This window comes from Chryseobacterium sp. IHB B 17019, from assembly GCF_001456155.1.
Classification (GTDB): domain Bacteria; phylum Bacteroidota; class Bacteroidia; order Flavobacteriales; family Weeksellaceae; genus Chryseobacterium.
The window spans coordinates 3924614-3946816 of sequence record NZ_CP013293.1 but is presented as its reverse complement, the minus strand read 5'-3'; the positions used below and the strand labels follow the sequence as shown (position 1 = coordinate 3946816).

The 22203-nt window shown below is 36.3% G+C and carries 23 protein-coding genes and 1 riboswitch; of the genes, 8 read left to right on the top strand and 15 right to left on the bottom strand.

Annotated elements, in window-relative coordinates; translation table 11 throughout:
• Window positions 1–105: 105 nt before the first annotated feature.
• The 12 genes from ATE47_RS18275 to ATE47_RS18220 form a co-directional block, all read right to left on the bottom strand.
• Window positions 106–816 carry a HesA/MoeB/ThiF family protein gene (locus ATE47_RS18275; protein WP_062163307.1) on the bottom strand — a complete coding sequence of 237 codons (711 nt, stop codon included), beginning with the start codon at window positions 814–816 and terminating at the stop codon, window positions 106–108.
• Window positions 817–1037: 221 nt separating this feature from the next.
• Window positions 1038–2156, bottom strand: a complete 1119-nt coding sequence (gene thiH, locus ATE47_RS18270; RefSeq protein WP_062163306.1) for a 2-iminoacetate synthase ThiH — start codon at window positions 2154–2156, stop codon at window positions 1038–1040.
• 10 nt (window positions 2157–2166) lie between these two features.
• Complete coding sequence (locus tag ATE47_RS18265) at window positions 2167–2943, bottom strand: thiazole synthase (RefSeq protein ID WP_062163305.1); 777 nt, start codon at window positions 2941–2943, stop codon at window positions 2167–2169.
• The gene (locus ATE47_RS18260) at window positions 2940–3554 is read right to left on the bottom strand and encodes a thiamine phosphate synthase (RefSeq protein WP_062163304.1); all 615 of its coding nucleotides are present in this window, start codon (window positions 3552–3554) and stop codon (window positions 2940–2942) included. The genes ATE47_RS18265 and ATE47_RS18260 overlap by 4 nt, the downstream gene beginning before the upstream one ends.
• A 120-nt stretch (window positions 3555–3674) precedes the next feature.
• Window positions 3675–4418, bottom strand: coding sequence for a hydroxymethylpyrimidine/phosphomethylpyrimidine kinase (locus ATE47_RS18255; protein WP_082632636.1), 744 nt, complete (start codon window positions 4416–4418; stop codon window positions 3675–3677).
• On the bottom strand, window positions 4394–4978 hold the full coding sequence (locus ATE47_RS18250; RefSeq protein WP_062163302.1) for a thiamine phosphate synthase: 585 nt from the start codon (window positions 4976–4978) through the stop codon (window positions 4394–4396). Before ATE47_RS18250 ends, ATE47_RS18255 begins: the two co-directional genes overlap by 25 nt.
• The gene (gene thiC, locus ATE47_RS18245; protein WP_062163301.1) at window positions 4975–6786 is read right to left on the bottom strand and encodes a phosphomethylpyrimidine synthase ThiC; all 1812 of its coding nucleotides are present in this window, start codon (window positions 6784–6786) and stop codon (window positions 4975–4977) included. The genes ATE47_RS18250 and thiC overlap by 4 nt, the downstream gene beginning before the upstream one ends.
• Before the next feature lie 11 nt (window positions 6787–6797).
• Window positions 6798–7004 (bottom strand): sulfur carrier protein ThiS, encoded by a 207-nt coding sequence (gene thiS / locus ATE47_RS18240; RefSeq protein ID WP_062163608.1) that lies wholly within the window; start codon window positions 7002–7004, stop codon window positions 6798–6800.
• 59 nt (window positions 7005–7063) lie between these two features.
• Window positions 7064–7160, bottom strand: a riboswitch (TPP riboswitch).
• Window positions 7161–7342: 182 nt separating this feature from the next.
• Window positions 7343–8023, bottom strand: coding sequence for an RluA family pseudouridine synthase (locus tag ATE47_RS18235; RefSeq protein WP_062163300.1), 681 nt, complete (start codon window positions 8021–8023; stop codon window positions 7343–7345).
• Entirely contained in the window at window positions 8024–8347 is a 324-nt protein-coding gene (locus tag ATE47_RS18230; protein WP_062163299.1) for a hypothetical protein, read from the bottom strand. It lies immediately after the preceding gene.
• 3 nt (window positions 8348–8350) lie between these two features.
• Window positions 8351–9166, bottom strand: coding sequence for a 3-methyl-2-oxobutanoate hydroxymethyltransferase (panB, locus tag ATE47_RS18225; protein ID WP_062163298.1), 816 nt, complete (start codon window positions 9164–9166; stop codon window positions 8351–8353).
• Window positions 9167–9225: 59 nt separating this feature from the next.
• Entirely contained in the window at window positions 9226–9939 is a 714-nt protein-coding gene (locus ATE47_RS18220) for a Crp/Fnr family transcriptional regulator (protein WP_062163297.1), read from the bottom strand.
• A gap of 89 nt (window positions 9940–10028) precedes the next feature.
• Between ATE47_RS18220 and ATE47_RS18215 the strand changes: the two genes are divergently transcribed.
• The 8 genes from ATE47_RS18215 (at window position 10029) to ATE47_RS18180 (ending at window position 18894) form a co-directional block, all read left to right on the top strand.
• Window positions 10029–12407 carry a heavy metal translocating P-type ATPase gene (locus tag ATE47_RS18215; protein WP_062163607.1) on the top strand — a complete coding sequence of 793 codons (2379 nt, stop codon included), beginning with the start codon at window positions 10029–10031 and terminating at the stop codon, window positions 12405–12407.
• 109 nt (window positions 12408–12516) lie between these two features.
• Complete coding sequence (gene ccoS, locus ATE47_RS18210) at window positions 12517–12741, top strand: cbb3-type cytochrome oxidase assembly protein CcoS (protein WP_062163296.1); 225 nt, start codon at window positions 12517–12519, stop codon at window positions 12739–12741.
• Between the two features lie 5 nt (window positions 12742–12746).
• A complete protein-coding gene (gene ccoN / locus ATE47_RS18205; protein WP_062163295.1) occupies window positions 12747–15008 on the top strand; it encodes a cytochrome-c oxidase, cbb3-type subunit I in 2262 nt (753 codons plus the stop codon).
• A 22-nt stretch (window positions 15009–15030) separates the two neighbouring features.
• Window positions 15031–15231, top strand: a complete 201-nt coding sequence (locus ATE47_RS18200) for a cbb3-type cytochrome oxidase subunit 3 (RefSeq protein WP_062163294.1) — start codon at window positions 15031–15033, stop codon at window positions 15229–15231.
• 9 nt (window positions 15232–15240) lie between these two features.
• Window positions 15241–16122, top strand: coding sequence for a cbb3-type cytochrome c oxidase N-terminal domain-containing protein (locus ATE47_RS18195; RefSeq protein WP_062163293.1), 882 nt, complete (start codon window positions 15241–15243; stop codon window positions 16120–16122).
• Between the two features lie 97 nt (window positions 16123–16219).
• Window positions 16220–17674 (top strand): cytochrome c oxidase accessory protein CcoG, encoded by a 1455-nt coding sequence (gene ccoG, locus ATE47_RS18190; protein ID WP_062163292.1) that lies wholly within the window; start codon window positions 16220–16222, stop codon window positions 17672–17674.
• Between the two features lie 9 nt (window positions 17675–17683).
• Window positions 17684–18136, top strand: coding sequence for a FixH family protein (locus tag ATE47_RS18185; protein ID WP_062163291.1), 453 nt, complete (start codon window positions 17684–17686; stop codon window positions 18134–18136).
• Window positions 18127–18894: a sulfite exporter TauE/SafE family protein gene (locus ATE47_RS18180; protein WP_062163290.1), complete on the top strand. Its 768-nt coding sequence runs from the start codon at window positions 18127–18129 to the stop codon at window positions 18892–18894. Before ATE47_RS18185 ends, ATE47_RS18180 begins: the two co-directional genes overlap by 10 nt.
• Window positions 18895–18969: 75 nt before the next feature.
• Here ATE47_RS18180 and serS read toward each other — a convergent pair whose 3' ends face one another.
• The 3 genes from serS to ATE47_RS18165 form a co-directional block, all read right to left on the bottom strand.
• Complete coding sequence (serS, locus tag ATE47_RS18175; protein ID WP_062163289.1) at window positions 18970–20238, bottom strand: serine--tRNA ligase; 1269 nt, start codon at window positions 20236–20238, stop codon at window positions 18970–18972.
• Window positions 20239–20304: 66 nt separating this feature from the next.
• Window positions 20305–20811, bottom strand: coding sequence for a hypothetical protein (locus tag ATE47_RS18170; protein WP_062163288.1), 507 nt, complete (start codon window positions 20809–20811; stop codon window positions 20305–20307).
• A 144-nt stretch (window positions 20812–20955) separates the two neighbouring features.
• Window positions 20956–22122 carry a polysaccharide biosynthesis C-terminal domain-containing protein gene (locus ATE47_RS18165; RefSeq protein ID WP_228376292.1) on the bottom strand — a complete coding sequence of 389 codons (1167 nt, stop codon included), beginning with the start codon at window positions 22120–22122 and terminating at the stop codon, window positions 20956–20958.
• Window positions 22123–22203: the final 81 nt, after the last annotated feature.

The window sequence follows — 22203 nt, the reverse complement described above, 5'->3', positions numbered from 1 at the left end:
CAAAATAAATAACAAATTCAAAATAATATTCGGATTAAATTAACTAAAACAAAATAAAATGCTTTTTCACATACCACAAAAGATAGAAATATTCTTTCTTGGAAATTAGAAATCAAGAGTCTGAAATCTCCAGTTTAAAGTATCAATTAATGTTAATTGATTGACGTGTAAAGGCAAATCAGTCATTATTTTCAATGTCAAATTTGCCATCATGCTCCCAACAATTCCCGGTAGGGCTCCCAAAACTCCGAGACTGTCACAATCCGGAAGATTTTCATCCAAAGGTGGTTCAGGAAAAATATCCCTCAAGTTTTTGCTTCCTTTAAAATTGAAAATAGCAACCTGCCCCGAAAAGCCTAAAATACTTCCGTAAACCAACGGTTTAGAAAGCTTTTTACAAGTATCGTTAATTAAATACCTTGTTTTAAAATTATCCGAACCATCAACAATAATATCAAACCGAGAAATGATTTCTTCTGCATTTGAATCATTGATTTTGCTTTCAATTCCGATAAAATCGACTTGATGATTAAGGTTTTTCACGAACTGTTCTGCACTTTTCACTTTTGAAATCCCAACCGAATTTTCATTGTGAATAATTTGTCGGTTTAAATTATGTAGTTCAACCTCATCAAAGTCTGCAACTCCCAAAGTCCCAACTCCCGCCGCCGCCAAATACTGAATAACTGGGCTTCCCAAACCACCGGCTCCAATGACAAGAACTTTTGAATTCATGATTTTTCGTTGACCTTCAAGTCCTATTTCTTCAATAAAAATCTGTCGGCTGTATCGTGCAAAAGTGTCTTCGCTTTTCATAAATAAGTTATGGTTGAATCATTTTAAATTTTGTTTTTAATGCAAAGATCTCAAGGTTAGTTTTAAAGTTTTACTGCATATTTTTTGTCCGCAAAGGCGCTTCACTCAGCCAGGGCGAAAAATAACATCTATCATTTGCAGAGTGAAACGCCTTTGCGAACGGAGAGATATGATAGTTGGATGAAAAATTTTGCGAACATTGCGTTAAATAATTTCTAGATTTAAATTCCACTATAAACAGAATCCCAGTCTTTCATCACAGGATCATAGCCTGCTTTTTTAATGATATTTCTAATTTCCTCCATGCTTCTTTCGTCACTGGTTTCAAATTGTTCCAAAGACTCTTTATCAACCGCATAACCACCGGGATTCGTTTTTGAAGCCGCACTCATCGCCGTTGCTCCCAATGAAATGATATTATCTCTAAACTTTTCATTTTCTCTTGTTGAAATAGAAATTTCCAGATCTTCGTTCCAAATTCTATAGGCGCAAATTAATTGTAATAAATCTCTATCAGACATGATAAAATTCGGTTCAATGATTCCTTCGGCAGGTCGAAGTCTCGGAAATGAAACGGAAAATTTACTTTTCCAATACTGCTTTTGAAGATAATCGATGTGTAACGCATTAAAAAAGCTATCGACTCTCCAATCTTCCAGACCGAGCAAAACGCCCAACCCTATTTTGTGAATTCCGGCTTTTCCGATTCTGTCAGGCGTTTCCAAACGAAAATTGAAATTCGACTTCTTACCTTTCGGATGATATTCTTTATAAACTTCCTGATGATACGTTTCCTGATAGACCAAAACAGCATTCACACCCGCATCATGAAGCTGCTGATATTCTTCTTCCGACAACGGCTGAACTTCAATTGAAATATTGGCAAAATGTGGCTTCAACAAACGGACAGCATTCAAAAAATAATTAATCCCGACTGTTTTATTCGCTTCTCCGCTTACCAACAAAACGTGATTGACATCCATTGATTTTAAAACAGTGGCTTCTATCATCAATTCCATATCAGAAAGTGTTTTTCTTTTAATGGAATTATCCAAACTAAAACCGCAATACGTACAAATATTCTGACATTCATTGCTCAGATACAGCGGAGCATACAGCTGGATAGTTTTTCCGAATCGTTTCTGAGTGAGTTGCTGCGTCATTTTCGCCATGACCTCCAATTTCTGAGCCGCAACAGGTGAAAGAAAATTCAGGAAATCTTCGATTGTTTTATTCTTTTTTTGAAGACTGCTTTCCACATCAGATAACGTCACTTTTTCAAGTTTTGCCTTTACCTCATCCCATTGATAATTTTCAAAAAAATCTTTAAAACTCTTCATAAAATTAAGTTTAATCAAATAAGAAAGAAGTCAACGGACTTGATGCTTCAGCATGATTCCCAATCGCTCCTAAACCAGATTCAAAGGCTCTTCTTCCGGCAATTACCCCTTCTTTAAAAGCTAATGCCATATTCACAGGATTTCTTGCAACCGCAATGGCAGTATTCACCAAAACCGCATCAGCGCCCATTTCCATGGCTTTTGCCGCATCGGAAGGTGCTCCAATTCCAGCATCAACAACCACAGGAACATTACTTTGGGCAATAATTATTTCTAAAAAGTCCAGCGTTCTCAAGCCCTTATTCGTTCCAATCGGCGCTCCCAAAGGCATCACAACTGCTGTTCCTGCATCTTCCAGTCGTTTGCATAAAACAGGATCGGCATGAATGTAAGGCATCACAATGAATCCTAATTTTGCCAATTCTTCCGTTGCATAAAGGGTTTCAATAGGATCTGGTAATAAATATTTTGGATCAGGATGGATTTCCAGTTTTACCCAATTGGTTTCCAATGCTTCTCTTGCCAATTGCGCTGCTAAAACCGCTTCTTTTGCTGTTCTGGCTCCTGAAGTGTTGGGTAAAAGATGAGATTTTGTAGGTTTTAAAGCACTCAACAAATCGTCTTCTGAAGATTGGGAATCGATTCTTTTCAATGCCATTGTTACCATTTCACTTCCTGAAGCGATAATGGAATCGGTCATTTCTGAAAGGTTTCCGAATTTTCCTGTTCCTAAAAACAATCTCGATTCGAAAGTTCTTTCTGCTATAATTAATGGTTGATTTTTCATTGTAAAACTTTTTTAAATTCTTTTACGAAAGTCGGTTCGTTTGTAATTACTCCTGAAACTGCGACACCATAAATTCCTATTTGCTGTAATAATTGAATGTCATTCAGAACAACTCCGCCAATGGCAAATATTTTTGGAATTTCTAATGATTTTTCTTTTAAATCTTGAATGATTTTTTCATACCCTTCAAAACCTAAAATCGGGCTCAGTTTTTCTTTGGTTGAAGTAAATCTCAAAGGTCCCAAACCGATATAATCACATGGCTCATTCATTCTTTGAAGAACATCTTCGATGGTGTTTGCTGTTCCTCCAATAATTTTATTTTGACCTAAAATATGTCTTGCAATTTCTATAGAAGTATCTTTTAATCCTAAATGAACACCGTCTGCATCAATATCTTTTGCAATCTGAACATGGTCATTAATGATACAAACTGTCTGATTGTCTGAGCATAAATTTTTTGAAATTTCACAAAGTTTAATAAATTTATTTTCAGGAGCATTTTTCCAGCGAACCTGGATCCATCTTACTCCGGCATCAAGAGCTTTTCGGATGTTCAGTTCCTGGTCTTCTATCGTAAATCCTTGTGAGATGTATTGTAATTTTTCCATTTAATTCTTAATTTAATTTTTAACGCAAAGATCGCAAGGTTAGTTTTAAAGTTATACTGCATATTTCTTTTTCGCAAAGGCGTTTCACTCAGCAAAGACAGCACGTTTTACTCATAATTTTTAAGAATGAAAACCCAGTAAAGTAGAATTACTTGTTAAAAACTTTTCAATGTATAATTTTCCGTTTCGGCAGGCATTTTCTAAATTTTCACCTAAAGCTAAATGACTTGCAATCGCAGAAGAAAGTACACAACCGGAACCATGTTTTGGGTAGAAAACCGAGGTTTCATCATTTGGATGAATTGCAATTTCTTTTCCATTATCCAATAAAATATCCATGCCTAATTTATCCTCTCGATGTCCACCTTTAATTAAAACTGAACATGAATTTTTCGCATTTTTAAAAAGATTAAATTTCTGTAAAACCCTATATTCATTATAGTTTGGTGTCATTAAATCAATTTGTTGTAAAACATTTTCCAGTTCAGAAATTGTATTCAGATCAAAAAAAGAAAACTCGGATGTACTTTTCAAAACGGGATCCCAAATTATTTTTGTTTGAGGATTAATAGATTTAATTGTTTTTACAATTTCAGTTAAAAATTCCGCATCTTTGACAACTCCGATTTTTACAACCTGAACAGCATATTTTTTCATTAAAACATCAATTGAGTTCAAAATTTCATCTAAAGGTTGCCAATTCAAACTCAAACATTGAGATTCTGTCTGTAAAGTCATTGCCGTACAAACTCCTAAACCCTGAACTTTCAACTGTTCCATTGTTTTAATATCCGCCAACAAACCTGCTCCACCACTTGGATCGTAGCCTGCAATACTCATTACGAAAGGACGTTCTGTCTGCATTTTTTGAAAATTTGTAAAGGTTGATCACTTTCCCAAATCGCACCTAACAAAGCCACGCCATCTACTCCACTTTCAAAAGCTTCATTGATATTATTTTCATTAATTCCTCCCAAAGCAATTAATTTTACATTGTGATTATCACGACCTTTAATCTCATTTAAAATCGTTGAGCTTTCTCCATATCCTTTTTTAGAAATACTCGGAAAAACCGGACTGATAAATGAATACTCCCAGTCTTCATTTAATTCATTAAAGCTTTCAATATCATGAACAGATGTTGAAATTGTTTTATCTGAAAAAGATTTATACAAATCATTTCGTCTGTCAATTTCCCGGAAATGAAATCTTGAAATAGTATAATCTTTCGACAAATTATAATGATTATGCAAAACCAATTGGTGATGAAATTTTGAATTTATCTTATGAATAAAATCCGTCATTTCTTCTGAATTGATGAAAGGTTTTCTGATGTGAAGCAAATCCAAGCCTTCCTGAAATAATTCATTCATAATTTCAGTTTCGTTCTCAATAATCTTTTCAGGAGTGATAACGATGATCATATATAAATTTCTTTCCCTTTTTCGATGAATTCCTGAGATTTGTCGAACATTCCTTTTTCTGCGGATTCACGGATTTCCTGTGTAATTTTCATAGAGCAGAATTTCGGTCCACACATTGAACAGAAATGGGCAATTTTCGCTCCATCCGCAGGAAGTGTTTCATCATGATAAGATCTTGCAGTTTCTGGATCCAACGAAAGATTGAACTGATCTTCCCAACGGAATTCAAATCTTGCCTTACTTAAAGCATTGTCCCTATATTGTGCTCCTGGATGGCCTTTCGCTAAATCTGCAGCATGAGCAGCCAATTTGTAGGTAATAACTCCAACTTTTACATCTTCTTTATTCGGAAGTCCTAAATGTTCTTTCGGTGTCACATAACACAACATCGCACAACCAAACCAGCCAATCATCGCTGCCCCAATTCCCGAAGTAATGTGATCATAACCTGGTGCAATATCTGTAGTCAAAGGACCCAATGTATAAAACGGAGCTTCGGCACAGACTTCCAATTGTTTCTCCATATTTTCTTTGATCATATGCATTGGAACGTGACCTGGACCTTCAACCATCACCTGAACATTATGTTTCCAGGCAATTTTTGTAAGTTCTCCCAACGTTTCCAGTTCTGCAAACTGCGCTTCATCATTGGCATCAGCAATTGAACCCGGACGAAGACCGTCTCCCAAAGAAAAAGCAACATCATATTTTTTCATGATTTCGCAAATTTCCTCGAAATGGGTATATAAAAAGTTTTCTTGATGATGAAACAAACACCATTTTGCCATAATAGAACCACCTCTCGAAACAATTCCCGTCACACGTTTTGCAGTCAAATGAATATATCTCAACAAAACTCCAGCGTGAATCGTGAAGTATGAAACTCCCTGTTCTGCCTGTTCGATCAACGTATCTTTAAAAATTTCCCAGGTTAAATCTTCTGCAACACCTTTTACTTTTTCCAATGCCTGATAAATCGGAACGGTACCAATCGGGACAGGACTGTTTCTGATGATCCATTCCCTGGTTTCATGGATGTTTTTTCCCGTAGACAAATCCATAATCGTGTCGGCTCCCCATCGGCAAGCCCAAACTGCCTTTTCAACTTCTTCTTCAATGCTTGACGAAACGGCACTGTTTCCGATGTTGGCATTAATTTTAACCAAGAAATTTCGTCCGATAATCATCGGTTCGCTTTCGGGGTGATTGATATTGTTGGGAATAATCGCTCTTCCGGCTGCAATTTCATCTCTTACAAATTCAGGAGTGATTTTGCTTTTCGGCGTTCTTGCTCCAAAACTATTTCCCGGATGTTGAAAAGCCATGTCTTTTGAAACAGAATCCAGCTGCTCAATTTTTTGGTTTTCTCGGATGGCAATGTATTCCATTTCAGGAGTGATGATGCCCTGTTTTGCGTAATACAATTGGGTAACTTCTTTACCTTCTTGGGCAACTTTTGGCTTGTGATTGTAAGAAAAACGCAGCTCATCCAGTTTTGAATCAGCAAGGCGTTTTTTTCCGTAGTCGGAAGTAATTCCATCTAAAATTTCGACATCATCTCTATCCAAAATCCATTGTTCTCTGATTCTTGGGAGTCCTTTTTCGATATCAATTTCAGAACTTTCGTCTGTGTAAGGTCCTGAAGTATCGTAAATGGTGACAGGCGGATTTTCTTCAATTTTTCCATTGGTAAGTTTTGTCGGACTTAATTGTATTTCGCGCATCGCTACATTAATGGGATGAATTTTCCCTTCAACATAGATTTTTTTTGAGTTCGGAAACGGTGAACGTGTGATGTTGTGAGCCATAAAAATATTTTTTAACCGCCTTGAGTAGCAGTGATAATTAAAATTGAATCTTTGTCGTTGAGAATAGTTCCCGCCCAGAATGACTGCGGAATAATGCGATTGTTGAGGGCAACTGCAATACCTTTTTTCTTTTCGGGTATTTCAATAGCCAATAATGCTCCCAGGGTTTCGGGAAGTGAATCAAATGTTCGTAATGTGTGATTGATTGTGAGTTCCATTCCTAAATTTTTTAAATATACTTTAGGAATGTCCGTCATTGCACAATAGAATGTGCAGCAAAAGTCATCTCACTTTTCCCTACGCTGGTATAATCCAGATCAGGTTCAAAGGGTAAAATCTCAGTCCGCTTCTCGCAGACACCCCTAAAGTTTGGACGAAGTTAGTTATTTTTTTGAAATGGGCAAAATTTTTCAGAAGGGGCTGGAAGTTGGATGAAGGCTGGAGGTTTTGTAACCGTAAAAAGTATTATTTGATTTTAATTATGGGCTAAAATAAAAAATGGAACCCCCGAATATAACTTCCAGCTTCCATCTTCTAACTTCCGACCTATTAAAAATCAATCCTCACAAGCTCTCCAAATCGCATCATTCTGCGGAACGGGAGCTGTAATTTTTATTTTTTCTTTGGTAACAGGATGAATAAATTCCAGCTTCCTGGCATGAAGATTAATTCCGCCGTCCGGATTGGAACGTGGCGCTCCATATTTTAAATCACCTTTAATGGGAATTCCTGTTTTTGACAACTGAGCCCTGATTTGATGATGCCTTCCTGTTTCAAGATCAATTTCAAGAAGTAAATAATTATCCAACGTTTTAATAATATGATAAGTAAGAATCGCTTCCTTTGCGCCTTGTGTAGCTTTCGGGAAAACAATAGCCTTATTATTCTTTTCGTTTTTCTGTAAGTAATGAACCAGCCTTTGCGTCTGGGGAATCATTTCCTTAGCAACAACTGCCCAATATGTTTTTTCGATTTCACGGTTTTTTACCATTTGGGTTAATCGGGTAAGGGCTTTTGATGTTTTAGCATAAATCACCAACCCCGATGTCGGCCTGTCAATACGATGGACCAAACCCAGAAAAACATTTCCGGGTTTATTGTCTCTTTTTTTTATAAAATTTTTAATTGAATCCAATAGAGATTCATCGCCGGTTTTGTCGCCCTGTACAAGCTGCCCGACCTTTTTATTAATCACCAAAAGATGGTTGTCTTCATACACAATCTGCTCCTCCATGATCTACTGACGGTACGTTGGTCTGTTTGTAAATGAAAGAATAATTCCTCCTAAAAGTCCAATTGTTTTTATCCCTGCAATCTTCCATTCCAAAGGAAATAATGCTCCCACGATACACAGTGCAGCTGCGCCGTACATTGCATACATAAAGTTTTTATTGGTAAGAGATGGTGCCTGCAGGAAAAAGCTAATCCCAATGAGCACATAAAAGATTCTTCTGGAAAGTAAAATATTAATTTCCGGTGAAAAGAAATTGAACCATCCCGCTGCAAGGCAAACCAATGCAACGATGGAAAGAATTCCCTGTGTAGATTGTTGATTTTTCATTAATTAGTAACTTTCATTTTCGTTAGGAAAAGTCTGGCTTTTCACGTCTTGTACGTATTGAGAAACCGCTCCTGTGATTTCTGTGTAAAGGTCAAGGTATCTTCTTAAAAATTTTGGACTGAAACCTTTATTCATTCCAACCATATCGTGGTAAACTAAAACCTGTCCGTCACAATGAGGTCCGGCTCCGATTCCGATGGTTGGGATTGAAATTGCTTCTGTCACTTTTTTGGCTAAATCTGCTGGAATTTTCTCTAAAACAACAGAAAAACAACCCAATTCTTCCAAAAGTTGTGCATCACTGATTAATTTTTCAGCTTCAGCCTCGTCTTTCGCTCTTACTTTATAGGTGCCAAATTTATAAATGGATTGTGGCGTTAAACCCAAATGTCCCATCACAGGAATTCCGGCATTGATAATTTTCTTTATTGATTTTGAAATCTCTTTTCCTCCTTCAATTTTCACAGCGTGAGCACCACCCTCTTTCATCATTCTTACCGCAGATTCCAAAGCTTTTTCAGGATTGCTCTGATAAGATCCGAAAGGTAAATCAGCAACTACCAAAGCTCTGTCCGTTCCCCTCACAACACTTTGGGCATGATAAATCATCTGATCCAAAGTAATTGGCAATGTTGTTTCAAAACCCGCCATCACATTAGCAGCAGAATCCCCGATCAGAATTGTATCAACTCCTCCTGCATCCACCATTTTCGCAGTGGTAAAATCGTATGCCGTAAGCATCGTTATTTTTTCCTTGTCGAATTTCATTTTACGCAAGGTTTCAGTCGTAACTTTTTTAATTTCAGAGTGAACAGACATAATGTATCTATTTTAAAAGTTAAAAAGTCGGCCCTGAGCCGACTTAAATTTTGTATGATTTATAAAACTACGTGTCCTAGTTTCATTAATTTGTCGTGGTTGAGAATTTTGATGTTTCTTCCATCTACTTCGATGAGATTGTCTCCTTTAAATTCGGAAATCAAACGGATTGCACTTTCTGTAGCCGTTCCGATAATGTTGGCAATTTCTTCCCTTGTTAAAGAAATTTTGATAAATCCTTCAGGGTCAACTCCTAATTTCTGTTCCAACAGCAATAAAATCTCCGCTAATCTTTCTCTTACCGTTTTTTGAGCCAGGAAAGTAATCGTATTTGATGATTCTCCCAATTCATAAGAAATTTTCTGAAGCATTATAAAAGAAAGCTGGGAATCGACTTCCAGCAGATGCATGAAAACATCTGAAGGTAAAAAAGTAGCTTCAATGTCTGTCATAGCTTCAGCCTTCGCCTGGAAATTTTCCCCGCAAAGCAAAGAACGGTATCCGATGATGTCCCCTTCTTTGATAAATCTTAAAATCTGATCTTTTCCGAAAGCTCCTGATTTTGATAATTTTGCAGCACCTCTCTCCAAAACATAAACCCCTCTCGGAGTTTCACCATCCTCGAAGATCGTATCATGTTTTTGAAAACTCAGTTTCTTTTTGGCGTTGATATATTTATCAAAATCTGCACTTGAAAGTCTTTCCTTAAATGATTTATCATTAAAAACTCTGGCGAACCTCTCTTCAATGGCAATCTGTTGTTCCTGCGACATTTTATATGACATTTATCACAAAAATAGAACTTTTTAACTCGATAAACAAAAAAAATTGTTATAATTTTGTAGTTCAATAATTTATGGAGGTGAGCGAGAACTGTTTTCATTGTGGTCAGGGTATCGAAAAGGAAAGAATTTCTTTTGATGAAAGGATTTTTTGCTGCAACGGCTGTAAGTCTGTTTACGAGATTCTGAATGCTAATAATTTAAGTAATTTTTACGAATTAAATAAAAGAGCAGGAATTCGTCCGAGCGATGAAAATTCTTCACAGTTTGATTATTTAGATACTCCGGAAATTTTTGAAAAAGTAACCGATTTCTCAGAAGGAAACACAAGCCTTGTTACATTTAAAATTCCCGTAATCCATTGTTCATCATGCATTTGGCTATTGGAAAGCCTTCATACTTTAAACAAAGACATTAAATATTCCCAGGTCAATTTCACAAGAAAGACCTTACAGATTTCATTCAACCATAATGATTTAAAACTAAGCGAATTAGCTAATTTCTTAACAAATTTAGGATATAAGCCCGTTATCAGCCTTGAAACGGCTGATAAAAATGTTGAGCATCTCGATAAATCCCTGCTTGTAAAGTTTGCTATTGCCGCTTTTGCTTTCGGAAACGGGATGTTCCTTGCCTTTCCTGAATACATCGGTGGCGAAGATTATTGGATGGATCACTATAAAGGGCTTTTCAGGGCTTTGATGTGTTTTCTCGCGATTCCGGTTGTAGTTTATTCGGCTTCGGATTATTATAAATCTGCTTGGTATGGATTAAAAAATAAAATTGTCAACATTGATGTTCCGATTGTTTTGGGAATTATTGTTCTTTTCGGTCGTAGCTTGTATGAAGTTGCAACTGATTATGGGCCAGGATATTTCGATACTTTATGTGGACTTTTATTCTTCATGCTTTTAGGCAAAATTTTCCAAAAAAGGACCTACAGTGCGCTGTCTTACGACAGAGATTACAAATCATTCTACCCGATTGCAGTAACAAAGGTTGATTTTGAAGGAAAACAGGATAATATTTTACTTTCTGAAATTAAAATTGGCGATAGAATTTTAGTCAGAAATCAGGAAATTATTCCTGTTGATGCCATTCTGATTCATGGAGAAGGGAATATTGACAATGGTTTTATCACCGGAGAAAGTGCAACGATCAGCAAACAGCCGGGAGATAAGATTTTTGCAGGGGGAAAACAAATTGGATCTTCTTTGGAGTTGGAAGTTATTAAAAATGTTGATCAGAGTTATCTGACTCAGCTTTGGAATAAAGAAGCTTTCAAAAAGCACGAAACAGGGCTTGACACACTTACAAATAACATCAGTAAATATTTCACATTCATTATTTTAGGCATTGCTTTACTATCCGGAATTTATTGGGCAACGGTTGATTTCGAGAAAATGTTTCAGGTAATTTCCGCGATTTTAATTATTGCCTGTCCTTGTGCGCTTGCGTTGTCAGCACCTTTTACTTTTGGACACATTATGAGGATTTTAGGTCGAAATAAGTTTTATGTAAAAGATACTTTAACGATCGAAAAAATTGCAAAATTAGATACCATTGTTTTTGATAAAACAGGCACAATTACCCACAGAAAAAAATCCAATATCAAATATGAAGGTTCGGAAATAAAAGACTTTGATTTACTGAATATTAAAACATTATTAAAGAATTCAAACCATCCGCTTTCTAAATCTTTATATGAATTTATTGAGATAAAAGATGAGTATTTCCCGGTTGAAAATTTTCAGGAGATCTCCGGAAAAGGATATGAGGCAAGCATAAGAGGAAATGTTTACAAGATCGGTTCTGCAAAATACAACAATCAGGAATCTAAAAATCTTGAAACAGCTGTATATATCAGTAAAAATGGAGAATTTTTAGGGAAATTTATTTTTAAAAATGAATACCGCGAAAATCTTAAAAATTTATTCAAAAAACTGACTGATTATAAAATTTTTATTCTGAGCGGAGACAATTCTTCTGAAGAAAACCAGTTGAAGGAATTAATCCCGAATTATCAGGGAATGGCCTTCAATCAAAGTCCGGAAGACAAACTTAATTACATCCAAAACCTTCAGAATCAGAAAATGAAAGTCGCCATGCTTGGAGACGGACTGAATGATGCGGGAGCATTGAAACAAAGCAATGTCGGGATTGCCATTGCAGACGACACCAACAGCTTTACACCCTCATCCGATGTGATCATGAATGGTGAAAAAGTAGTCAGGCTGGATGACTATCTCAACGTTTGTAAGGGCTCGATTACGATTGTGAAAATGACATTTATAATCAGTTTCCTTTACAATATTGTCGGTTTAAGTTACGCAGTTACAGGACATATGCACCCACTTTTTGCAGCGATACTTATGCCTATAAGTTCGATCACGGTGGTAACGTTTACAACATTTTCGACTTGGATCCTGGGCAGAAAATATTTCAAAAAACAGGCTTAAAAGCCCTTATTTAGACTGATTTTAAATTAGCTGAAATCCTTATTTCGTGATGAATGTCATTATTTTTCATTAAATTTGAACCCCGAAAATAGGTTAATTTTGTTGTCTGATGGATATTCTATATTTAATGATCCTTTGCAGCGTTTCTTTGGCTGCAGTTTTCCTGGTCGTCTTTATAGTCTATGCCAGAAAAGGACAGTTTGAAGATGATGAATCTCCGGCTGTACGAATACTTTTCGATTCCGAAGAAATCAAGGAAAAGGAAGGTGATGGCAACGAAGAAGGCGATAAAGAGAAAGGAGAAAATAATAAAATTGAAGAAAAAAGTGAATAGTTGATATGGAAACACAAAAGTTTAGTTATGACAACAATATTGTCCGGGCATTTCTTTATGCGACCGTAGTTTTCGGGATCATAGGGTTTTTGTTTGGGCTTACAGCAGCATTAATGCTCTTCTATCCGGAGCTTCCAGAGTTTTTCTTTGGGACGGATGATACTACCATCCAGAGTTTGAGAAGCGGAAATATCCAGGGGCTTATCAATTCCCAGGGAGCATTTGGTTTCGGAAGAATAAGAATGTTGCATACTACGACTGTAATTTTTGCCTTCGTATGTAATAGTGTATTTGTGGGAGTTTATTACTCTTTACAGAGATTATTAAAAACAAGAATGTATAGCGACACCCTGTCTTGGATCCATTTCTGGACTTGGCAGATCATGATTGTGGCGGCTTACATTACTTTCTTTATGGGAATCAACACCTCTAAAGAATATGCAGAACACGAATGGCCAATTGATATTTTGATCGCAGTTTCATGGATCATTTTCGGGGCAAATATGTTCTTAACAATTGCCAAAAGAAGAGTAAGACACTTGTATGTTGCAATCTGGTTCTACATCGGTACGTGGATTGCGGTAGCAATGCTTCATATTTTCAATAACCTTGAAGTTCCATTATCATTCACAGGATGGAAATCTTATTCTGCTTATGCGGGTGTAAAAGATGCTATCGTTCAGTGGTGGTACGGTCACAATGCCGTTGCATTTATCTTAACGACTCCGGTTTTAGGTTTGATGTATTATTTCTTGCCAAAAGCTGCAGACAGACCGGTTTTCTCTTATAAACTGTCTATTATTCACTTCTGGTCATTAATTTTCGTATATATCTGGGCTGGTCCTCACCACCTTCAGTATACAGCGTTGCCGGCTTGGGCTCAGGCAGTGGGAACAGGTTTCTCTATCATGTTGATCGCACCATCTTGGGGAGGAATGCTGAACGGGCTTCTTACGCTGAGAGGAGCTTGGGATAAGGTAAGAGAAAATCCTATCTTGAAATTCTTCGTTGTTGCAGTAACTTGTTATGGTATGGCAACTTTTGAAGGACCTTTATTGGCAACGAAAAACATTAACAAAATCGGTCACTTTACAGACTGGGTAATTGGTCACGTACACTTAGGTGCTCTTGGATGGAATGGTTTCATGGCATTCGGGGTTATCTATTATCTGATCCCAATCTTGTGGAGAACGAAATTATATTCTACAAAATTAGCGAATTGGCATTTCTGGCTGGGAACGTTAGGAATTATTTTCTATGCGGTTCCAATGTATATCTCAGGATTTACTCAGGGATTGATGTGGAAACAATTCAACCCGGACGGAACTTTAGTTTGGAAAAACTGGCTGGACACTGTAACGGCGATTATTCCTTACTTTAAAATGAGATTCTTAGGAGGATTATTTTATCTTTCAGGAGCTATTTTAATGGTTGTAAACCTTATAGCAACGGTAAGAAAAGGATCATTCCAGAAAGATGTACCTGCAGAAGCACCAGCTTTAGCAAACATTGGAGCTAAGCGTAAAGAAGGAGAAGGTACTCACCTTTGGTTGGAGAGAACACCAATGTTATTAGGTATTTTATCTTTATTAACGATCTCAATAGGTAGTATGGTGGAAATCATCCCTACTCTATCTCTTAAGAAAAGTGTTCCAACCATTTCAGCAGTAAAACCATATTCCCCATTAGAATTAGAAGGAAGAGATCTATATATCAGAGAAGGATGTAACGCTTGTCACTCGCAGATGGTAAGACCATTCAGAGATGAGATTACTAGATTCAACGGTAAAAACGGACAATACTCTAAAGCAGGAGAGTTTGTATATGACAGGCCGTTCCTTTGGGGATCGAAGAGAACAGGACCGGATTTGCATAGAGAAGGTGGTAAAAACCCAAGCTCTTGGCATTACAAGCACATGTACAACCCAAGATCTACGTCTGCAGGTTCTATCATGCCTCGTTACCCTTGGTTAATTGCCAACAATCTTGACAGATCTAAGATGGTGGACAAAATGAAGTTGATGAAGAATGCATTTGACGTTCCTTACACAAAAGCTGAAATTGATTCTGCAAATTCTTGGGCAGATAACCAGGCTTCAAAAATTGTAAGAGATATCTTCTCTGAAGCAGCAGACTTAAAAGACGCTTATGCTAAGAGACCTAAAGGTGAATTAGAGAAAAAAGAAATTGTAGCTCTTATTTCTTACCTACAAAGATTAGGAACGGATATCAAGACAACTGAAATAAAAACAGCAAGTAATAACTAAAAAACATTAAAAGGATCGTATCATGATACCTCAGAACTTTAAAGACATATTATCCAACACAGATAACGCTGGTTTTTACCAGACGTTGGCTCTGATTTTCTTTATGCTGTTCTTCGTAGCTTTGGTAATTTATGTTTTTAGCAGGCCTAAAAAATATTACAAAGAGGAAGAAGAAGCACCTCTGCAGGATGATGAAGATGATGATTTTAATTTAAAAAATTAAGCTACTATTATGAAACAAAGAACACCTGTTGTTGTAAACATTTTAATAATAATCGGACTTTTAATAGTTTTTTATTATCTGTTTGTACAAAGCTATAATTTCTTAGGATCACCTTATTTCTGGGGAACTGTAGTAATTGCCGGTATTTTAGCATATATCCACAGTGCCATTGGAGATTTAATTGAAAATAATAAATTCAAAAAACTGTCTCCTGAAGAGAAAGCGGCATATTTAGCTGAAAAGAAAGTTCCTTACTTAAAGAGATTATATAACGCAGCATTCAAAAAGCAATCTGCAGCTGAAGAAAAGGATATCCTTATCGACCACGGTTTCGACGGAATTATGGAGTTGGATAATCAATTACCAAAATGGTGGTTAGGTTTATTCTATTTTGGGACCGCTTTTTGTATTGTGTATATCACAGCCTATTCTTTCACAAACTTCGCCCACCCGCTGGACGAATATGAGCAAGAATATAAGGAACAATTGGCAAGTATAGAAGAATATCAGAAAAACCAGCCTCCTGTAACTATTGAAACAGCAAAATATTCAGCTGATAATATTGCAGAAGGTAAGGAGTTGTTCAAAACAAATTGTGCATCTTGTCACAAGGAAGATGGTAGCGGTGGTATCGGGCCAAACCTTACTGATAACTACTGGATCAACCAGCCGGAGAAAACATTATTTAAAACAGTTTTCCATATGGACTGGAACGGTTCTCCTACCAACCCTTCGATGAGACCATTCGGTAAAAACGGTGAGGTTTCCGGAGCTGAAATTGAAAAGATTGCAGCATACGTTTATCACATCAACCAGGAATTACCTCCAGTGGCACCTGCTCAGGGTGGAGCTGCTCCTCAGGGAACTGAAGCACATTGGGAAAAAGAATAATTTTAAATAAAAATTAAAGCATATGAAAAAACATAATTTGTTATTAGAAAAAAATAGTAACGAATTATGTTTTTTCTTTTTTTAAATATATAGTAAAATGTCAGACATAGAAGAAATAGAAGTACGCGGCGGACAGGGACAAGTTCTGGACCCTGAAACTTACAGAGATTCTATAGGGACAATGGATCAATCCGGAAAAAGGAAATGGGTATATCCCAAAAAACCTAAAGGAAAGTATACCAACTATAGATATCTTGTAAGCTATATTTTATTACTCATTTATTTTGCGGTTCCATTTATTAAAATCAATGGAAATCCGCTGATACTATTCAACGTAATTGATAGAGAGTTTTTCATCTTTGGACAACCCTTCTATCCTCAGGATTTTTTCATCCTTACTCTTGGAGCGATTGCTTCCTTAATATTTATTATTGTATTTACGATTGCTTTCGGTAGAATTTTCTGCGGGTGGATCTGTCCTCAGACAATTTTTCTAGAAATGATCTTCCGTAAAATAGAATATGCTATCGAAGGAGACAGAAACAAGCAGATGAAGCTTGACAGACAAGAATGGAATACCGAAAAAATCTGGAAAAGAGGTCTTAAATGGACTGTTTACGTCATCATTTCTTTAATTATTACTCACTTTATGCTCATGTATATTGTAGGTTATAAAGAAATTTTCAGAATCATTTCGGAAGGACCGTTTGCACATCCCACCAATTTCATTGTAATGGTCCTCTTTACGGCAGCCTTTTACTTTGTATTTGCTTGGTTCAGAGAGCAGGTTTGTACATTAGTTTGTCCGTACGGAAGATTGCAGGGAGTTTTAATTGATAAAGACACCATCAACGTTTTCTACGATTTTAAAAGAGGCGAAAACAGAGCCAAATGGAGAAAAGGTGAAGACAGAAAGGCAGCCGGAAAAGGAGACTGTATTGATTGCCATCAATGTGTGGTGGTCTGCCCTACCGGAATCGACATCAGAGACGGACAACAGCTGGAATGTGTGAACTGTACAGCATGTATCGATGCCTGTGATGAAGTAATGGAGAAAGTAGGTCTTCCAAAAGGACTGATCAGATACGCCTCAGAAAATGAAATTGAAAAGGAAACTGAATTCAAGTTTACGGGAAGAATGAAAGGTTTTGCCTTAATACTTGTTCTTTTGGTAGGATTTTTAGGCTATCTTCTCTATAACAGAGGTGAAATGGAAGCAAAATTCATTAAGCCTGCTGGAAGTACCTTCTTCCTGAGAGACGGAAAGATCACCAATACTTACAATTATACTTTCTTAAACAAGACCAACGACAAAAAGCTGGTAACTATTAAAGTAATCGAGCCTAAGCATGGAGAAGTAATTTACAGTGCTTCAAGCAAGATTGCGGTAGAAAGAGACAAAATTACAAAAGGAACCATTAATATAAGCTTCCCGGAAAAAGAGATGAATCTTTCCAAACAGAATATTACCATCGGGGTGTATGATATGAAAGGAAACCTGGTAGATTCTTATCAGACTTATTTTGAGGGACCATTTAAATTACAATTTTAATTTTAAGCAATGAAGAACTTCAGTTGGGGACACGGTGTTGTAATCGCATTATTTGCGTTCATAATTTTTATTTTGTCGATGCTTTTTCTTTTCCCGAACGGGCAGAAAAATTCAGAGATGGTAACTGATAATTATTACGAAGAAGAATTAAAATACCAAGATGTAATTGATGCTAAAAGAAGAGCTGACCAATTGCAGGAAAAGCCTGTATACAGCCAAAATAAAAACGGAATTACCATTACTTTTCCAAAAGACTATGACAATTCCAATACTACGGTAAAATTTGTTTTAAACAGAACCGACGACCAGAATCTGGATATACATAAATCTGTACAGCTTGATGCCAACAAATCATTCATAATTCCCGCTCAGGTACTGACACTGGGAAATTATACATTAAGGCTAAACTGGACAAAAGATAAGACAGACTACCGAATGGATTACGACGTGATATGGAAATAGCACTTATTGTATCGGCAATTGCGCTAGGTTTCGCTTCCGGATTCCACTGTATCGGGATGTGCGGACCTATTGCCTTGTCGATGGGATTAACAAAAAAGCAGGCTACCAATTACTACCTTCAGAATCTTACGTATCAATTTGGGAGAATTTTTACGTACTCCCTTCTAGGAGCGATTCTCGGGACTATTGGTGAGGGGTTTGAAATGGCCGGTTTCCAGAAATATCTTACAATCGCTGTTGGGATTTTATTGATTGTAATGGCTGTTTCTTCTTTTGGAGGAAAGGATTTTGCTTCAAAAATTCCTTTTTTTTCTAAATTTTTATTTAAAGTTAAATCAAACTTAGGAAAGCTCCTTCAAAAAGCAGATTACCGCTCAAGATTCACCACAGGAATATTAAACGGATTTCTACCTTGCGGAATGGTTTATATGGCTTTAACGGCTAGCCTTGCAAGCGGAGGAATCTGGCAGGGAGCTTTATATATGGCTTTATTTGGGTTGGGAACACTTCCGTTCATGTTTGCAGTAGTTTTGGCCGGTAATCTGATGAATCAAGCTTTTAGAATGAAAATTTTAAAGGTGATTCCTGTTGTCATGATTATTTTAGGCGGATTGTTTATCGTGAGAGGCTTGGAGCTGGGAATCCCTTATATTTCTCCACCCGCTGCAGCAATGACGATTTCCAAAGACAATAACGGACAATGCCATTTGCCGGGAGATCACAGTACGCATGATCACAGCAAAGAAAATTGTCATTAAAAATAGTTTAACCTAACAAAAAAAACCTCTGAAAGATTTTCAGAGGTTTTTTTGTTTTATATTTAAATAATTAAATTAATTAATCAAATCAAATCTCGCATATTCAGCAACCTTCTTTGGAAGCTTAATGCCTTCTGCTGTCTGATTATTTTCAAGCAAAGCCGCCATAATTCTTGGCAATGCCATTGCAGAGCCGTTTAATGTATGAACCAGCTGAGACTTTCCTTCCGTTTTGTAACGGCATTTCAATCTGTTCGCCTGGAAAGTTTCAAAATTGGAAACAGAGCTTACTTCCAGCCACATTTCCTGAGCTGCACTCCAAACTTCAAAATCGTATGTCATCGCAGAAGCAAAACCAGTATCGCCGCCACAAAGTCTTAATACTCTGTATGGAAGCTCAAGATCAGTAAGAATTTCCTTGATATGTTCCACCATTTCTTCCAGAACAGCGTAAGAATTTTCCGGCTTTTCAATTCTTACGATTTCTACTTTTTCAAACTGGTGAAGACGGTTCAAACCTCTTACGTGAGCCCCGTAACTTCCGGCTTCCCTTCTGTAGCATTGTGAAAAAGCAGTATTTTTTATCGGCAAATCTTTTTCCTCGAACAAAACATCACGATAAAGATTCGTCACAGGAACTTCTGCAGTCGGAATTAAATATAAATTATCTTCATTAATAAAATACATTTGCCCCTCTTTATCAGGCAATTGACCCGTTCCGTATCCTGAAGCTTCATTGACAACGTGAGGCGGATTCACTTCCATATATCCTTTCTCAACATTCTTATCCAGAAAATACTGAACCAAGGCTCTTTGTAATCTTGCACCTTTACCAAGATAAACTGGAAAACCTGCACCTGCGATTTTTACTCCTAATTCAAAATCGATAAGGTTGTATTTCTTTGCCAGTTCCCAGTGAGGAATTGCTCCTTCACCAAGACCTTCCACATCGTGAGATTGATAAATGATTTCGTTGTCATCTGCAGATGCACCGCTTTTTACCTTTTCATTCGGAATGTTTGGGAGTTGGTACAGAATATCTAATAAAGCCTTTTCTTTTGTATCTAATTGTGACTGCAATTCTTTACTGGACTCTTTGTATTGCGCTGTTTTAGATTTTGCGGATTCAGCTTCTTCTTTTTTTCCTTCTTTCATTAAAATCCCGATTTCTTTGGAGATTTTGTTGATTTCGGAAAGTTGGGAGTCTAATTCAAACTGAATTTTTTTTCTTTCGTCGTCAGTAGCAATAGCCTCATCTACCAACTCAAGATTCTTGAATTGTCTTTTTTTAAGACCTTCTAAAACGCGCTCTTTGTTGTCGCGCAAAAAATTGACTTGTAACATTTTATTTAGATGTTAATTATTAGAATGTTGATCATCAGAAATGTCAACAGTTTTGCAAATTTAAAATTATTTTATGATAGTAACTACGTTCGAGGAACCCGGTGTTTTCGTAAATCTCAATGTATCATTATAATACACTTTCGAGACTTCAAAAACTGAAGGTGTCCAACGGTACTGGATCTCCAGCTCTTCACTAATAGTGTCTATCACTGTATTGTTCAGGTGTTTTAGTAAAGATACTGTGATTACAGAATGATACGTTTTGTTATTTGGATCAAGCGTATCCAGCCCAACTCTTTTGGCGCCTGCAATATATTCTATGAAAAGCGTAGAATCTGAAGTTGCCTTCAACGAACTGCTTACCGGAGCAATATCTTTATCACCATTTACATCATTCATACTGTAAGTAAAATAAGTGGTATTCTTCTTTTTATGAAATAAATCCCGCCCGGCATCATTTTTCATATAAATATTTATGATCTGATCAATTTTCTGCAAATCTTCATCATCGCCGTTTTTACAACTTAAAAACGCACAAAAAACTACCAGAAAACCAAAAACAATATTCCTCATTCCCACAAAGATAAAAACTTATTTAATTTTTTGGAAGATAAATTTTCTTATTTAAACACAAATGTTATCCGGACTTGAATTCCCCTACGGCGAAAATTGAATTTTTGACGGGTGGTTAAATAAAAGTTCGCTTAGTATTGTACTCTATTTCTTCAAAACCTTCTTCAACAACAAATTAATTTCTGCCTTCGACAAAATAAAATCCTTAATATGAAAATCCGTTATCTGATAAAACCTCCAAAATAATAGCGCGGAAGAAAGGCAATAAGAAATCGAAGTAATCACACAGGCACCCTTGATTCCCCATTTCGGAATAATAAAAAATGATGAAATCACTGTAAAAATAAGTCCGACAATAGCTTTTACATTTAAAATCCTTAATTTATTAATTCCGGCAAAATAATATCCTATAATATTACTGACTGCAATGGCCAAAATTCCGGGTGAAAGAAATAACACAATTTCTTTAGTCTGATTAAAATCTTTCCCAAAAATCATAGAATACACCTCTGCAGGAATTAACAACATTATAATGATAAATAATAAGGTAATCAAAAAGCTGACCCTCAAAGAAACTTTGGTCTTTTCAATGGCATCATTGGAATTTTTATTATTAATAACATCCGCATAAAGCACCACAGAAAGACTCCGGCTCACTGTCCATATCGCCTCTGAAAAAGCAATACCAACAGAAAAAACGCCGACACTCACAATTCCTTTGAAATATTCAAGGAAGTAAAAGGATAATCTGTTATTTAAAAATTGTAGAAAAGCACTTAATTGGGTTTTCCAACCGTAATCGAATAGTTTACTACCAATTTCTTTAGAAAACGAAATATTTTTAAAATTGCATTGTCTTAAAACCTGAAAAGCGCTCACTAAAAACAGCAATCCGAAACAGCTTATTTGCGCGATAAAATAAGAATCAACAGAAGTAATTTTAACGATATAAACATTAATGACAATAAATACAATATGAATAATTTGCTGTAAAACAGTATAAAGATTGAACATTTTAATGTTCCGCTGTCCCACAAACAAATTCACATTTGTAGCTAAAAGTGACGATAAAACAGAAAGAACAATCAGATAGTTAGAATATTCCGAACCATGATTAAAACTGAAAAAAACAGGAATCAATATTCCAATAATAACTGACCATAAATAGGCAAACGGTAAAATTTGCTCAACCTTAAATTTTGAGGCAAAATAACTCATGCTGCTTCCAACAAAGATATTCGCAAAAAAGCTGATGATGGTAAGGTCTGCAATCACTATCGAAATCACACCTTTCCCCTCACTGCCCCACATATTCGTGGAGTAAATGACTAATCCAAAATTTAATATTAAAATTAAAAAACGGGAAAAAAATGTTTTCAAAATAGTGTTTTG